The following is a 14094-nucleotide window of genomic DNA, read 5'->3' as shown; positions in this document are numbered from 1 at the left end:
CGTCACCCATGACCTCGCGAGACCGGTTCTCCCCCTTGGCCGTTGGGATGTGCCACGGCGGGAACGACGACGGCCTCCCGGAGCAACCGTCGGATGAGGACCGTGGCGTCGGCGCGGTCGAGCCCCGGCGTCGACTCCGCGTCGACGACCAGACCATGGCGCAGCGCCTCGACGGCGGGCCCACACGACGGCGGGAAGGTGATCGTGCGATCGGGCAGCCGGAGCACGACGCGTTCGGCGAGCATCTCGAGCTCCGTGACGAGCCCCCGCCGCCACGAGACCGCGGTGGTCTCGGCACTGGCCGCGGCCTCCAGCGTGGCGAGCGGCCGCACCGCGACGGGCCGGGTGCGCTCGGCGTGACGTCGCGACAATCGTTCTGCCGCACCGTCGCCAACCTCGGCCGCGCGTATCCGCATGGCATCGACCATCTCGGTCATGATCTTGGTCGCCATGGCGGCCAACGCACCACGATCGGCCCCGTCGACGCCCATCGGCAACGAGCGCCGGAAGTCCTCGGACTGGGCCAGGGTGTCGACGACGGCGTGCGCGACGTCGATCGCCGTGACCGGGGAGACTCCGATGGTGAGGTGGATCGACGTGCCCTCGAGCGCCTCTGCGGAGTGGATCCAGCCGCGCGGCAGGTACAGCGCATCACCGGGTGAGAGGACCGCCTCGAGCACCGGTGCCTCGCCGCTGCGCGCGGCGATGGCCGCGCGGTGCTCGGTCCACGGTTGCGACGGCAGCGGATCGGCGTGCACGGGTTCGTGGACGATCCACCGCTTGCGGCCGGCGGCCTGCAGGACGAACACGTCGTGCACGTCGTAGTGCGGGTCGAACCCCCGGCTGTTGGGCGGGGTGACGTAGGCGTTGGCCTGGGCCGGATGGCCGAGGTCGTCGACGATCCCCCGGACGAAGTCGATGAGCGGGGGCCACAGCCGGTGCAGCCCCTGCAGCACTATCGTTGCGCCACCGGCGAATCGAGCCAGCACCTTGGCCGAGTCGACCTGGTCGGGCATCTCGGCACCGAAACCAGCCGAACCCAGATAGCAGTCGCGAGGCACTAGCGCACCCTCGGCGGCCATCCGGATGAAGGGCGCCCGCACCCCGCGCTCGGCGATCAGCTCGTCTACCGTCGCCTCCGACAGCAGGTCGGTGTAGTCACGCGGTAGCGCGTCCGCCCGGCTCAACAGCGGGCGGCGCCCCCAATACTGGGCCGCGAACGACCCAGTATCGGTGGCAACGCAGCGATTCAGCATCGAGGTTCGGTCAGGCCGTTCCGTCGGCGCCGCCGTCATGACCATCGGGGTTCGAACCGCCATCGGCCGGACCCTCACCCGCGCTGCCGTCGGCACCACCGTCATGACCACCGGGGTTCGAACCGCCATCGGCCGGACCCTCACCCGCGCTGCCGTCGGCACCACCGTCATGACCACCGGGGTTCGAACCGCCATCGGCCGGGCCCTCGCCGCCGGTGCCGGAGGTGGAGATGTCCTCGTCGTTGAGCGCCATGATGCTTCTCCTTCTGTTGCGACCCCGAAGTGCAGCGGCAGAGCGTTGGCCGTGGGTCTCCGCGCTGGTCACGTCCGCGCTGGGCGGCCATGCCTTGGCGGCGTGCCCGTTGCGCGGCGATGTCAAACGACCGGGGAATGTCGGACTCCCGTGCCAAGCTGACGTCGTGCTCCTTCTCGACGTCGCGACCACGTCAGCCCAGGTCGGTGCCGTCTCGGCACGGTCGGCGAAGATCGGCCGCATCGCCGAGCTACTGGCCGCGGCCGCCACCGAGGCCGACCGCCAACTCATCGCCGTCGTAGTCGCCTGGCTCTCGGGAGAACTCCCACAGCGGCAGATCGGCGTGGGGTGGGCGGCCCTGCGGGAGCTGCCCTCCGCGGCCGCCGAGGCATCGTGGACGGTGTCGCAGGTGCACGCGGCGTTCACCGAGATCGGGTCGGTGGCGGGCAAGGGTGCCCAGGGCCGGCGTTCGGAGCTGCTCGGTGCGGTGTTCGCCGCGTGCACCGAGCCGGAGCAGACCTTCCTGCGCCGCCTGCTCGGCGGCGAGTTGCGCCAAGGCGCCCTCCTCGGCGTGATGGCAGATGCCGTCGCCAGGGCAGCCGGCGTGTCCGCGGCCGACGTTCGGCGGGCTGCGATGCTGGGCGGCGACCTTTCGACGGTGGCCGCGGCGGCATTGACCGACGGGGGCGCCGCACTCGCCCAGTTCGCCCTACAGGTCGGGCGGCCCGTCGGTCCCATGCTCGCGCAGACCGCGACGGGGGTCGAGGACGCACTCGAAAAGCTCGGTGGGACGGCCATCTTCGAGGCCAAGCTCGACGGCGCGAGGGTGCAGATCCACCGCGCCGGGGACGCCGTGTCCGTCTACACCCGCAGCCTCGACGACGTCACTGCGCGGCTGCCCGAGGTGGTGGATGCGGCCCTCGCGTTGCCGGTCACCTCGATGATCGCCGACGCCGAGGCCATCGCGCTGCGCGCCGACGGCAGACCGCACCGGTTCCAGGTGACGGCCTCGCGCTTCGGCCGTGGGGGCGGTCGGGGTGCCAGGGACCGCACCGCCGACGTGGCCGCCGCGCGTGCCGCGCAACCGCTGTCGGTGTTCTTCTTCGACGTGCTGCACCTCGACGGCACCGATCTGCTGGACCTGCCCACCACCGAACGCCTCGCCGCCCTCGATGCAATCGTGCCGCCGAGCCAGCGCGTCGACCGGTTGGCCTCCTCCGACGCCGCCGCCGCCGCAGCCTTCCTGACCGCGACCCTCGACGCCGGGCACGAAGGGGTGATGGCCAAGTCGCCCACCGCTGCATACGAGGCGGGACGTCGCGGGGCGGGCTGGCTCAAGGTCAAGCCGGTGCACACCCTCGACCTCGTCGTGCTCGCGGTGGAGTGGGGTTCGGGCCGGCGCACGGGCAAGCTGTCCAACATCCACCTCGGTGCCCGTGACCCCGCGACGGGCGGATTCGTGATGCTTGGCAAGACGTTCAAGGGCATGACCGATGCGACGCTGGACTGGCAGACCGCCCGGTTCCTCGAGCTCGCAGCCGGACCCACCGACGGCTACACGGTGCGGCTGCGCCCCGAACAGGTCGTCGAGATCGCGCTCGACGGGGTGCAGACCTCGACCCGGTATCCGGGCGGCATGGCGCTGCGCTTCGCCCGGGTGTTGCGCTACCGCGACGACAAGGGCCCCGAGGAGGCCGACACCATCGACACCGTGCGCACCCTGTACGACCGCTGAACGAAAGGGCGCGTTTCCGCCAATCGGCACTGTCGGCGGTGAAAGGATCGGCCCATGGCCAACCCCACCACGTCGGACCGCATCGAGCAGACCGACGGTGACATCACCTACGTCAGGACCGAGGCCGACCTTCCGCCCGTCGCGATCATCGACCGGTCCCCGATCACCACCAGGCACAAGGTCGTCTTCGCCGTCATCGCCCTCCTCGGTGCCGTCGCCTGGGCGGTGATCGCGTTCTTCCGCGGTGAGACGGTCAATGCGGTGTGGTTCGTGGTGGCGGCGGTCTGCACCTACGTCCTCGGATACCGGTTCTATGCACGGCTGATCGAGATGAAGCTCGTCACGCCGCGCGACGACGACGCCACCCCGGCCGAGGTGTTCGAGAACGGCACCGACTACATGCCCACCGACCGCAGGGTTCTGTTCGGCCATCACTTCGCCGCCATCGCGGGCGCCGGTCCGCTGGTCGGGCCGGTGCTGGCGATGCAGATGGGGTATCTGCCGGGCACCATCTGGATCATCGTTGGCGCAGTGTTCGCCGGCTGCGTGCAGGACTACCTGGTGCTGTCCATCTCGGTGCGCCGGCGCGGACGATCGCTGGGGCAGATGGCCCGCGACGAACTCGGCGTGGTCGGAGGCGTCGCGGCGATCGTCGGCGTGCTGGTGATCATGGTGATCCTGCTGGCCGTCCTCGCGCTGGTGGTGGTCAACGCCCTCGCCGAGAGTCCGTGGGGCGTGTTCTCGATCGCCATGACCGTCCCGATCGCGCTGTTCATGGGCCTCTACCTCCGGTTCCTGCGCCCTGGCCGGGTTTCGGAGGTGTCGCTCATCGGGGTCGCGCTCCTGCTGCTCGCCGTCGTCTCCGGCGGGTGGGTGGCCGAAACCTCCTGGGGGGCAGACTGGTTCACGCTGTCGAAGGTCACGCTGTGCTGGGCGATCATCGTCTACGGGCTGGCCGCCTCGGTGCTGCCCGTGTGGCTGCTACTGGCGCCGCGCGACTATCTGTCGACCTTCATGAAGGTGGGCACCATCATCCTGCTCGCCATCGGAATCCTGCTGGCCCGCCCCGTCATGGCGGCGCCGGCGATCTCGTCGTTCGCCAGCAGCGGCACCGGTCCGGTTTTCGCCGGCTCGCTGTTCCCGTTCCTGTTCATCACGATCGCCTGTGGTGCACTGTCGGGCTTTCACTCCCTCATCTCCTCGGGCACGACGCCCAAGCTGTTGGAGAAGGAGAGCCAGATGCGCCTGATCGGCTACGGCGGCATGCTCACCGAGTCGTTCGTCGCGATCATGGCGCTCATCACCGCGGCCATCCTCAACCAACACCTGTACTTCGCCATCAACGCTCCCGCCGCGCAGACCGGGACCACCGCGGAGACGGCCGCGACCTACGTCAACGGGCTCGGGCTGTCCGGGCCGCCGATGACCGGCGAGGAGATCAGCGCCGCGGCAGCCAGCGTCGGCGAGGACACCATCGTGTCGCGCACCGGTGGTGCGCCGACCCTGGCGTTCGGCATGTCCGAGGTGCTGCATCAGGTGTTCGGGGGCGCGGGTCTCAAGGCGTTCTGGTACCACTTCGCGATCATGTTCGAGGCGCTGTTCATCCTGACCACCGTCGATGCCGGCACTCGCGTCGCGCGCTTCATGCTGTCGGACGGATTGGCCAATCTCGGTGGGCCGCTGAAGAAGCTGCGCAATCCCAGTTGGCGGATCGGCGCCTGGGCGTGCAGCATCATCGTGGTGGCCGCCTGGGGCAGCATCCTGCTGATGGGCGTCACAGATCCGCTCGGCGGCATCAACACGCTCTTCCCGCTGTTCGGCATCGCCAATCAGTTGCTCGCCGCGATCGCGCTGACCGTGGTGACCGTCGTCGTGGTCAAGCGCGGCTTGCTGAAGTGGGCCTGGATTCCGGGTGTTCCGCTGATGTGGGATCTCGTCGTGACGATGACGGCGTCCTGGCAGAAGATCTTCTCCGCCGATCCCAAGGTGGGCTACTGGAGCCAGCACGCCCAGTACGTCGCCGCCAAGGAGGCGGGTAAGACCGCCTTCGGGGCCGCCAAGAACGCCGGCCAGATCGACGCGGTCATTCGCAACACGTTCATCCAGGGCACGCTGTCGGTGATCTTCGCGGTGCTCGTCGTCATCGTATTCGTCGCCGGGACGATGGTGGCGGTCAAGGCCAGCCGAGGTTCCGGCCGCCCGTTGAGCACCGACGACGCCGTCCCGTCGCGAATCTTCGCACCCTCGGGGCTGCTCCCGACCTCAGCCGAGAAGGAGGTGCAGAAGCAGTGGGACGCCTTACCAGCGGCATCGCGCGGTTCGGTTGGTACTGGAGCTCATTGATGGGCGACAACCACTACCGGCGCTACGTCGCGCACCGTGCGCGGACGCATCCCGGTGAACCCGTGTGCTCCGAACGGGAGTACTGGCGCATGCGCCACGACGTGACGGAGCGCAATCCGCAAAGCCGCTGCTGCTGACCCCGGCTGGTGAACGTGCGTCCGGCGACCAGCCAAGTCCCAGGCGACTCCGACCACGACGGCAGCGCACCGACGGCCGATTCCCCGGAAACGGTCCTATCCTGCCGAGTCACGCGACCGGGAACCGCCCTGGCAGATAATCGACGGTTCAGCCGAAAGTCGCTGTGCATCAGCCGGATTCGTCCTGGTAATGGGCTGGCATGGCCCGTCGACATTCCCGCTGCGACCGATGGTGTTTAGGCTCACAAAACGGCGCCGGCGTCGAACCGCGCAGTGTCGCGCACCGTCGAGCACGGTATGACCAACGAAACGCAGTTCGAAGCAGATCAACTCGGCATCAGCAGAATCGGCGCACCCACCCTTGCGGGAATCGGCGTCGCGTTCGGGCCTCATCGCCATGACCAGGACGACGTCACGCGCGAGCTCACCAAGGTGGGCGGCCCGGAGTTCATGCGGTTCGCACGGACGAGCGGAGTCGACTACCGCAACCTCGCACTTCCGCTCGATCGGTACCCCACCCTGTCGGGCTTCACCGAGGCGAACGATGCGTACGTCGACGTCGCGACGGACCTGGCGGCACAGGCCCTCTCGTCGGCGCTCGTCGCCGCGAACGTTCGACCCGACGAGGTCGACGCGATCGTGCTGGTGTCCAGCACGGGGATCGCGGTGCCCACCATCGACGCGCGCATTGCCTCGATCGTGGGACTGCGACAAGACGTCAAGCGGATCCCGTTGTTCGGGCTCGGGTGCGTCGCGGGGGCCGCCGGGATGGCCCGCGTCCACGACTACCTGCGCGGCTTCCCCAGCCACGTCGCCGCCCTGGTGTCCGTCGAATTGTGTTCGCTCACCTTGCAACACGACGACTCGTCCATCCCGGCGCTGATCGGAGTGTGCTTGTTTGGCGACGGCGCGGCGGCCGTGATCGCGACCGGAGCCACCAGGGCGTCAGACGGTCCGATCGATGCCCCGGCGGCCACGATTCTGGCGACCAGGAGCCGGTTGTTCCCCGACACGGTGGACGTGATGGGCTGGAATGTCGGCTCCACGGGGTTTGGGCTGGTGATGTCCAAGGACGTACCCAAGATGGCCGAGCGGTACCTGCACGACGAAGTCGAGCGCTTTCTAGGTGACCACGGGCTGTGCATCGACGAGGTCTCCACCTGGATCTGCCATCCGGGCGGGCCGCGGGTGCTCGAGGCGATCGAGCAGGCGGTCGGCATGCCGCTCGAGGCCCTTCGCCACAGCTGGGAGTCGATGCGCGAACACGGAAACATCTCCTCGGCCTCGGTGCTGGACGTCCTGAACCGCACCCTCGACGCACCACCGCCGAGGGGCTCGCTTGGCGTGATGCTCGCGATGGGCCCCGGTTTCAGCTTCGAACTGCTGCTGCTGGGCTGGTAGGGCGACCGTGTACTACGCCTTCATCCTGGCCGTCGCAATCGAGCGTCTGGTCGAACTCGCCGTCTCCCGCCGCAACGCCACGTGGTCACTCGCCCAGGGAGGCCGAGAATTCGGCCGTGGCCACTACCCCGTGATGACCGCCATGCATGGGCTCCTGCTCTTCGGGTGCATCACCGAGGTCTGGGGTCTGCACCGTCCGTTCCTCCCGTGGCTCGGATGGCCGATGGTGGCGGTGGTCGTCCTGAGCACCATCACGCGCTGGTGGTGTGCGATCGTCCTTGGCAAGCGATGGAACCCCCGCGTGATCGTCATCCCGAACGCGCCGCTGGTGACGAGCGGACCGTATCGGTGGATGCACCATCCCAACTACGCGGCCGTCGTGGCAGAGGTAGCGGCGCTGCCCCTGGTTCATTCCGCGTGGCTGACCGCCATCGTCTTCAGCGCAGCCAACGCGCTGATGTTGCACACCAGGATCAAGATCGAGAACAGTGCCCTGGGATACACGTGATCATCGTCGTCGGTCGCCAGCCCGGTATGCCCTGACGATCGGCTCCAGTTCGTCCGGGGTGGCACCGTGCATGATCAACGCGTCGGCGCCGTAGTCGAACTCCTTGCGGATGCGGTCGACGCACTGCCGTGCCGACCCGGTGGCCGCGGGCTCGAGCCACTCGTCGGGAATGAGCGTGGCGATGTGCTCGATCTGTTCGGGGGTCGCACGATGATCGATGCCGCCCGGCACCGACTGCACCACCGGATCGTCCCGAAATCGGCTCAACACGGCCGGATCCCACCCGTTGGTGGACACCAGTAGATCGCCATACCCCTGCAGATAGGTGGCCAGCCGGGCGACGGTCTTCTTCAGCCGCAGCTGCTCTGGCAGGTGATCGCCGACGGTCGCCAAGCACGACCACACCCGGACCGCTCCCGGATCACGGCCCGCCTCCTCCGCGGCGTCCTTGACCGTCTTCACGGCGCGCTGCAGCGTCTCGGGCGTGAAGTAGGTGTGCAGGATGACGTCGTCGAATTCGCGACCGCCGAGGGCGAGCGTCCGCGGACCGAATGCCACGATCGCCAGCCGGATGTCCTCGTCGAAGGCGCCGTCGAGGAAGAGCACCGGGTACGTGCCGATCGGTCCGTCGTGATCGACGATGAGCTCGCCGTGCCACAGCCGGCGCATCACCCGCGCGAAGTCCGCCATCTGGGCGGTCGTCACCGCGGGGACGCCGAAGGCACCGTAGATGGCACCGATCCCGCGTCCGATGCCTAGGGTGAACCGGCCCCCGGACAACCGGTGCATCGTCGTGGCCCACGACCCCGTGATCAACGGGTGACGGGTGTTGTGATTGGTTGCGGCGGTGGCGATCTGCATGCGGCTGGTGACGGCGCAGGCCGCACCGGTCAGCGAGGAGGCTTCCTTGACGTTCCACCGCTCGGAGACGAAGGCGGTGCCGAACCCGAGCTCCTCCCCGCGTCGCGCCTCGGCCATCAGCCCGGCCGGACCGTCCCCGCCGGCGCCGGCGAGCAGGTAGAAACCCAACTCGTCGAGCATCCGCTCACTCACACCTGCGCTCCTCGCCGGTGGTCGGGTCGTTGGACTGCAACCGCGTCAGGTCCCCGTCCAGCGGGGTGCCCGTTTCTCGGCGAATGCGGTGGCGCCCTCGATCGCATCCTTGGAGGCGAACACCGGAGTGATGAGATCGCGTTGCTTGCGCCACATCTCGTCTTCACTCCAGCCGGCGGACTTGACGATGACCTCCTTGGTCACCGCCACCGCCAGCGGACCGTTGGCCGAGATCCGATCGGCGAGGGCAAGGGCGCCCTCGAGCGCCTCACCCGGTTCGGTCACGACGTTGACGAAACCCCACTGCTCCCCCTGCTCGGCCGTGAAGCTGTCACCGGTGAGCGCCAGTTCGAGGGCCTTCTGATAGGGAAGTCGGTGCGGCAGCCGCAATAGGCCACCACCGGCGGCCACCAAGCCTCGCTTGACCTCGGGAATGCCGAACTTGGCCGTTCTGGACGCCACCACCAGATCGGTCGCGAGCACGAGTTCCGTGCCGCCGGCGAGGGCGTAACCCTCCACGGCGGCGATCACCGGCTTGCGCGGTGGACGTTCGGTGAAGCCGATCCCGCGGCCTGGGATCGAGGGGACCTCACCGGCCACGAATGCCTTGAGATCCATCCCGGCGCAGAAGGTTCCACCGGCACCGGTCACGATCGCCACCGACAGCTCAGGGGTGTCGTCGAGTTCGTCCATCGCGTCCGCCAGCCCCTTGGCGACGGCCAGGTTGAAGGCGTTGCGCGCCTCCGGCCGGTTGATGGTGATGACGAGCGTCCGGTCCCGGCGCTCGATCAGAACTTCATCGGCCACGTTGCCCCTCTTGCCCGCTCGACTGCTGAGTATCTAGTGGAACCTATCATCGGCGGGCAACCAAGAAGGCGAATTCCGCTTGATGGGGCCATAATTCGATCACGAACCCGGGTCGGGCACGGTTGCCGCGCCGGGTTCGGCGATGACGCCGATCTCGACGAGGTGCCCGGTGAGGGGCTCGACGCCCACGGTGAAGTGCTCGGCCATCGCGGTTCTCGCCCGGGAGCTGTCGCGCCGCTTCAACGCGTCGATGACGCGGCGGTGGTCCTCGGTCGACTGCTGGGACCAGCCTGGCAGCGTGGGGAACACCGATTCGGGCGCATACCGCGTGATGCCCGACATGAACTGCGTCAGCTTGGGTGAGTCGGCCACCACGTTGACCAAGCGGTGGAACTCGTGGTTCAGCCGCACCATCGAATCGACGTCGCTGCTGCCGTAGGCACGCTCCAGCTCCGCCTGGATGGCTTGCAGCCGGGCCAGCTGGTCATCGGTGATGTTGGCCGCCGCCCGGGCCGCGAGCTCACCACCGACGAAGGCCTGGACGTTGGCGACGTCGGCGACATCGCGCGCGGTCACCTCGAGCACCACGAAACCCCGGCGCGGCAGCTGGTTCAGCAATCCCTCGGCGCGCAGGGTCAGGAGGGCCTCGCGCACCGGGGTGACGCTGATGCCCAGGTCGGCGGCCAGCTGTTCGAGGCGCAGATACTCACCGGACCGGAACGTTCCGTCGAAGATCCGACGCCGCACATAGCGCGCGACGTCGTCGGACAGCTGCGGACGGCCGGCGAACATCGGCTCAGAGCTGGTACTCACGCAACAGACTCTTGCTGATGATGGTCTTCTGGATCTCACTGGTTCCCTCGCCGATCAACAGGAACGGTGCGTCACGCATCAGTCTCTCGATCTCGTACTCCTTGGAGTAGCCGTACCCGCCGTGAATGCGGAAGCTTTGCTCGGTGACCTCCGAACAAAACTCGCTGGCAAGGTATTTCGCCATCCCGGCGGCGACGTCGTTGCGTTCACCGGTGTCCTTCAGACGCGCCGCGTTGACCATCATCAGGTGAGCCGCCTCCACCTTGGTGGCCATCTCGGCCAGTTGGAAGGCGATCGCCTGATGTTCGGCGATGGGCTGGCCGAAGGTGCTGCGCTGCTGGGCATACCGGATCGCGAGTTCGAATGCACGCAGGCCGACACCGCAGGCCCGCGCGGAGACATTGACCCGACCAATTTCCACGCCGTCCATCATCTGGAAGAAGCCCTGGCCGGGCACTTCGCCGAGCACGTCGGCGGCCGCGGCCCGGTAACCATCGAAGACCAGCTCGGTCGTGTCGATGCCCTTGTACCCCAGCTTGTCGATCTTGCCCGGGATCGTCAGCCCGCGAAGCACCTCGCCGAAACCCGCCGGCTTCTCGATCAGGAACGCGGTGAGGTTGCGGTGCGGCCTGTCGGCGCCCTCGTCGGTCTTCACCAGGACGGCGACCAGCGTCGAGCTGCCACCGTTGGTGAGCCACATCTTCTGCCCGGTGATCGTGTAGCCACCGTCACCATCGCGTACCGCCTTGGTCCTGATGGCCGCGACGTCGGAACCCAGTTCGGGCTCGGACATCGAGAACGCGCCGCGCACCTCACCGGTGGCCATCCTGGGCAGCAGCCGTCGCCTCTGCTCGTCGGTGCCGTGCTGGCGGATCATGTACGCGACGATGAAGTGCGTGTTGATCACCCCGGACACGCTCATCCAGCCGCGGGCCAGCTCCTCGACGCACAGCGCGTAGGTGAGCAGCGACTCCCCCAGCCCGCCGTACTCCTCGGGAATCATCAGCCCGAAGAGCCCCAGCTCGGCCATCCCGTCCACGATCTCCTGCGGATAGGCGTCGGCGTGCTCGAGCCGCTGAGCGTTGGGGATGATCTCGCGGTCCACGAATCGTCGCACCGCGCCGACGATCTCGGTCTGCACGTCGGTCAGTCCGGGGGTCTGTGCCAGTTTCGTCATGCCGTCACCGTCGAGAGCCAGTAGCAGCCATCAAATATGCCGTCCGCCAGTGACTTCCAGCACGGTTCCCGTCATGTAGGACGACAGGTCGGAAGCCAGGAAGAGCGCCACCTTTGCCACCTCGTCGGGCTCACCGGCGCGCGCCATCGGGATCTCCGCGAGTTTGGCATCCCAGATGCGTTGCGGCATGGCCTCGGTCATCGCCGAGCGGATGAGCCCGGGCTGGATGGCGTTGATCCGCACTCCCAGGTGGGCGACTTCCTTGGCGGCGGCCTTGGTGAGACCGACGATTCCCGCCTTGGCGGCCGAGTAGTTCGTCTGACCGATCAGGCCCACCTTGCCGGAGATGGAGGAGATGTTGACGATCGCCCCGCGGCCGTTCTCACGCATCACACCCGCCGCCATGCGGGTTCCGTTCCAGGTGCCCTTGAGGTGGACGGCGATGACCTGATCGAACTGCTCCTCGGTCATCTTGCGCATCGTGGCATCACGGGTGATGCCCGCGTTGTTGACCATCACGTCGAGCCCGCCGAAGGTCTCGACGGCGGCGGCGATGAGCGCCTCGACGTCGCCCGCGTTCGTCACGTCGCATCGCACGGCCGCGGCGACGTCGGGTCCGCCGAGTCTTTGCACCGCCGCTGCGGTCGCCACCGGATCGAGATCACCGAGCACCACGCGCCCTCCCTCGGCGACGTAGCGCTCGGCGATTGCCAAGCCAATCCCCTGCGCTCCACCCGTGACCACTGCGGTCCGTCCCTCGAGCAACGGCATGTGAACCCATCCCTTCCTGGCCGAGATCCTCGATACATAAAATATGATATTTCCGCCCATCAAAGCAGCCCCGCCGTCAGGAGTAGCGACGCATGCCAGATTCCACGGTCAGCGAGCAGGACTTCCGGGACATCCTCGGGGCCACCCGCGACTTCGTCCGGTCGGTCGTGATGCCGCGCGAGCTGGAGATCGCCAACGGCGACCGGGTGCCCGACGACATCCGGCAACAGGCCAGGCAGATGGGCCTGTTCGGGTACGCCATCCCGCAGGACTGGGGTGGCCTCGGCCTCGATCTCGTCCAGGACGTGGAGATGGCCATGGAGTTCGGCTACACGACGCTGGCGCTGCGGTCGATGTTCGGCACCAACAACGGGATCGCTGGCCAGGTACTGGTCGGGTTTGGCACCGACGAGCAGAAGGGGCGCTGGCTGGAGGGCATCGCGTCGGGGGAAGTCGTCGCGTCGTTCGCACTCACCGAACCGGGTGCGGGATCCAATCCAGCCGGCTTGCGCACCAAGGCCGTTCGCGACGACGGGAGCTGGGTGATCAACGGCCGCAAGCAATACATCACCAACGCCCCCACCGCCGACCTCTTCATCGTCTTCGCCAGGACACGGCCAGCGGATGCAGCAGGGGCGGGCATCGCCGTGTTCCTGGTACCGGCCGACGCCGCGGGCGTCACGGTAGGGGCCAAGGACGCCAAGATGGGCCAGGAGGGCGCATGGACCTCCGACGTCACCTTCGACGACGTCCGAGTCGGTGACGATGCGCTCATCGGGGGCGCCGAGGACATTGGTTACCGGGCCGCGCTGACCTCGCTGGCCCGCGGTCGCATCCACATCGCCGCGCTGTCGGTCGGCACGGCTCAGCGCGCCCTGGACGAATCGGTCGGTTACGCCGCGACGGCGACGCAGGGCGGCACGCCCATCGGCCAGTTCCAACTCGTCCAGGCCATGCTGGCGGACATGCAGACCGGGGTCATGGCTGGCCGCGCGCTGGTTCGCGACGCCGCCCGGATGTGGGTGGACGACGTGGACCGGCGAATCGCGCCGTCCACCGCGAAGCTGTTCTGCACCGAGATGGTGGGCAGGGTGGCCGATCTCGCGGTTCAGGTCCACGGCGGTGCCGGGTACATGCACGACGTCCCCGTCGAGCGCATCTACCGCGACGTCCGCCTGTTGCGTCTCTACGAGGGCACCAGCGAAATCCAGCGACTCATCATCGGGGGCGGTCTCGTCAAGGCGGCGCAGCGCACCACCTGACCGGGCGGCCTGCGGTCAGGCCAGATAGCGCACGATCGACTCCACTACCGCCGCAGGCTTGGTGGCGTCCTCGATCTCGATGGTGATCTTCGTGGTTGCCTGTACGGCACCGTCGAGCCGGTTGATCGCGATGACCTCACCGCGCGCTCTGATCTTCGCGCCGACCTTGACCGGCGTGATGAACCGCACCTTGTCGTAGCCGTAGTTGACGGCGAGAGCCACGCCCTCAACGCGGTAGAGCTGATGCGAGAAGTGCGGGAGCAGCGAGAGCGTGAGCAAGCCGTGCGCGATCGTGCCACCGAACGGTCCGTTTGCCGCACGCTCGGGATCGACGTGGATCCACTGGTGGTCGTCGGTGGCATCGGCGAACAGATTCACCCGATCCTGGTCGATCTCCATCCAGTCGGTGGGCCCGAATTGGCTGCCGAGGGCCGCCGCAAACTCGTGCAAATCCTGGAACACCTTCACGCTCTACTCCTCTGCCGGGGGCCGGATGAGGTAACGCGGCCCGTATTACTCATAGCCGCCCGGGGTACGCGAGCACAATGGCAGTGGGTGCCTAATTTGCCGCGGATGTC

Annotated in this window: 14 protein-coding genes; 6 read left to right on the top strand and 8 right to left on the bottom strand. The window is 67.9% G+C overall.

The window, feature by feature from the left end; all coding sequences use genetic code 11:
- Positions 1-2: 2 nt before the first annotated feature.
- A complete protein-coding gene (locus tag SBI80_RS05390; RefSeq protein ID WP_318973358.1) occupies positions 3-1256 on the bottom strand; it encodes a cupin domain-containing protein in 1254 nt (417 codons plus the stop codon).
- 10 nt (positions 1257-1266) lie between these two features.
- Complete coding sequence (locus SBI80_RS05385; protein WP_318973357.1) at positions 1267-1509, bottom strand: BatC protein; 243 nt, start codon at positions 1507-1509, stop codon at positions 1267-1269.
- Between the two features lie 166 nt (positions 1510-1675).
- Here SBI80_RS05385 and SBI80_RS05380 point away from each other — a divergent pair, with 166 nt between their 5' ends.
- The 5 genes from SBI80_RS05380 (at position 1676) to SBI80_RS05360 (ending at position 7633) form a co-directional block, all read left to right on the top strand.
- Positions 1676-3244 carry an ATP-dependent DNA ligase gene (locus SBI80_RS05380; protein ID WP_318973356.1) on the top strand — a complete coding sequence of 523 codons (1569 nt, stop codon included), beginning with the start codon at positions 1676-1678 and terminating at the stop codon, positions 3242-3244.
- 54 nt (positions 3245-3298) lie between these two features.
- A complete protein-coding gene (locus tag SBI80_RS05375; protein ID WP_318973355.1) occupies positions 3299-5587 on the top strand; it encodes a carbon starvation CstA family protein in 2289 nt (762 codons plus the stop codon).
- A complete protein-coding gene (locus SBI80_RS05370; RefSeq protein ID WP_318973354.1) occupies positions 5587-5724 on the top strand; it encodes a CstA-like transporter-associated (seleno)protein in 138 nt (45 codons plus the stop codon). Before SBI80_RS05375 ends, SBI80_RS05370 begins: the two co-directional genes overlap by 1 nt.
- Positions 5725-6021: 297 nt before the next feature.
- Positions 6022-7125 (top strand): type III polyketide synthase, encoded by a 1104-nt coding sequence (locus tag SBI80_RS05365; RefSeq protein ID WP_318973353.1) that lies wholly within the window; start codon positions 6022-6024, stop codon positions 7123-7125.
- A gap of 7 nt (positions 7126-7132) precedes the next feature.
- Positions 7133-7633: an isoprenylcysteine carboxyl methyltransferase family protein gene (locus SBI80_RS05360; protein WP_318973352.1), complete on the top strand. Its 501-nt coding sequence runs from the start codon at positions 7133-7135 to the stop codon at positions 7631-7633.
- Here SBI80_RS05360 and SBI80_RS05355 read toward each other — a convergent pair whose 3' ends face one another.
- From SBI80_RS05355 to fabG, 5 genes are all read right to left on the bottom strand, one after another.
- Positions 7634-8686: a TIGR03857 family LLM class F420-dependent oxidoreductase gene (locus SBI80_RS05355; protein ID WP_318973351.1), complete on the bottom strand. Its 1053-nt coding sequence runs from the start codon at positions 8684-8686 to the stop codon at positions 7634-7636. It abuts the gene before it with no gap.
- A 45-nt stretch (positions 8687-8731) separates the two neighbouring features.
- Positions 8732-9493, bottom strand: coding sequence for a crotonase/enoyl-CoA hydratase family protein (locus SBI80_RS05350; protein ID WP_318973350.1), 762 nt, complete (start codon positions 9491-9493; stop codon positions 8732-8734).
- A 99-nt stretch (positions 9494-9592) separates the two neighbouring features.
- Complete coding sequence (locus SBI80_RS05345) at positions 9593-10285, bottom strand: GntR family transcriptional regulator (RefSeq protein WP_318973706.1); 693 nt, start codon at positions 10283-10285, stop codon at positions 9593-9595.
- Positions 10286-10289: 4 nt separating this feature from the next.
- Positions 10290-11483: an acyl-CoA dehydrogenase family protein gene (locus tag SBI80_RS05340; RefSeq protein ID WP_318973349.1), complete on the bottom strand. Its 1194-nt coding sequence runs from the start codon at positions 11481-11483 to the stop codon at positions 10290-10292.
- 30 nt (positions 11484-11513) lie between these two features.
- Positions 11514-12254 carry a 3-oxoacyl-ACP reductase FabG gene (gene fabG / locus SBI80_RS05335; RefSeq protein ID WP_318973348.1) on the bottom strand — a complete coding sequence of 247 codons (741 nt, stop codon included), beginning with the start codon at positions 12252-12254 and terminating at the stop codon, positions 11514-11516.
- A 92-nt stretch (positions 12255-12346) separates the two neighbouring features.
- Between fabG and SBI80_RS05330 the strand changes: the two genes are divergently transcribed.
- The gene (locus SBI80_RS05330) at positions 12347-13516 is read left to right on the top strand and encodes an acyl-CoA dehydrogenase family protein (RefSeq protein ID WP_318973347.1); all 1170 of its coding nucleotides are present in this window, start codon (positions 12347-12349) and stop codon (positions 13514-13516) included.
- A gap of 15 nt (positions 13517-13531) precedes the next feature.
- Here SBI80_RS05330 and SBI80_RS05325 read toward each other — a convergent pair whose 3' ends face one another.
- A complete protein-coding gene (locus SBI80_RS05325) occupies positions 13532-13984 on the bottom strand; it encodes a MaoC family dehydratase (protein WP_318973346.1) in 453 nt (150 codons plus the stop codon).
- Positions 13985-14094: the final 110 nt, after the last annotated feature.

This window comes from Mycolicibacterium sichuanense (assembly GCF_033741125.1).
In the GTDB taxonomy this organism is placed as follows: domain Bacteria; phylum Actinomycetota; class Actinomycetes; order Mycobacteriales; family Mycobacteriaceae; genus Mycobacterium.
The sequence above is the reverse complement of the archived record's forward strand: the minus strand, read 5'-3'. Positions and strand labels throughout refer to the sequence as shown.

What these genes read in the sequence shown, in the direction of transcription:
- SBI80_RS05390 (WP_318973358.1), bottom strand. Translation starts at nt 1,256, where the DNA reads ATGCTGAATCGCTGCGTTGCCACCGATACTGGGTCGTTCGCGGCCCAG.
- SBI80_RS05385 (WP_318973357.1), bottom strand. Translation starts at nt 1,509, where the DNA reads ATGGCGCTCAACGACGAGGACATCTCCACCTCCGGCACCGGCGGCGAG.
- SBI80_RS05375 (WP_318973355.1), top strand. Translation starts at nt 3,299, where the DNA reads ATGGCCAACCCCACCACGTCGGACCGCATCGAGCAGACCGACGGTGAC.
- SBI80_RS05370 (WP_318973354.1), top strand. Translation starts at nt 5,587, where the DNA reads ATGGGCGACAACCACTACCGGCGCTACGTCGCGCACCGTGCGCGGACG.
- SBI80_RS05365 (WP_318973353.1), top strand. Translation starts at nt 6,022, where the DNA reads ATGACCAACGAAACGCAGTTCGAAGCAGATCAACTCGGCATCAGCAGA.
- SBI80_RS05345 (WP_318973706.1), bottom strand. Translation starts at nt 10,285, where the DNA reads ATGTTCGCCGGCCGTCCGCAGCTGTCCGACGACGTCGCGCGCTATGTG.
- SBI80_RS05340 (WP_318973349.1), bottom strand. Translation starts at nt 11,483, where the DNA reads ATGACGAAACTGGCACAGACCCCCGGACTGACCGACGTGCAGACCGAG.
- fabG (WP_318973348.1), bottom strand. Translation starts at nt 12,254, where the DNA reads ATGCCGTTGCTCGAGGGACGGACCGCAGTGGTCACGGGTGGAGCGCAG.
- SBI80_RS05330 (WP_318973347.1), top strand. Translation starts at nt 12,347, where the DNA reads ATGCCAGATTCCACGGTCAGCGAGCAGGACTTCCGGGACATCCTCGGG.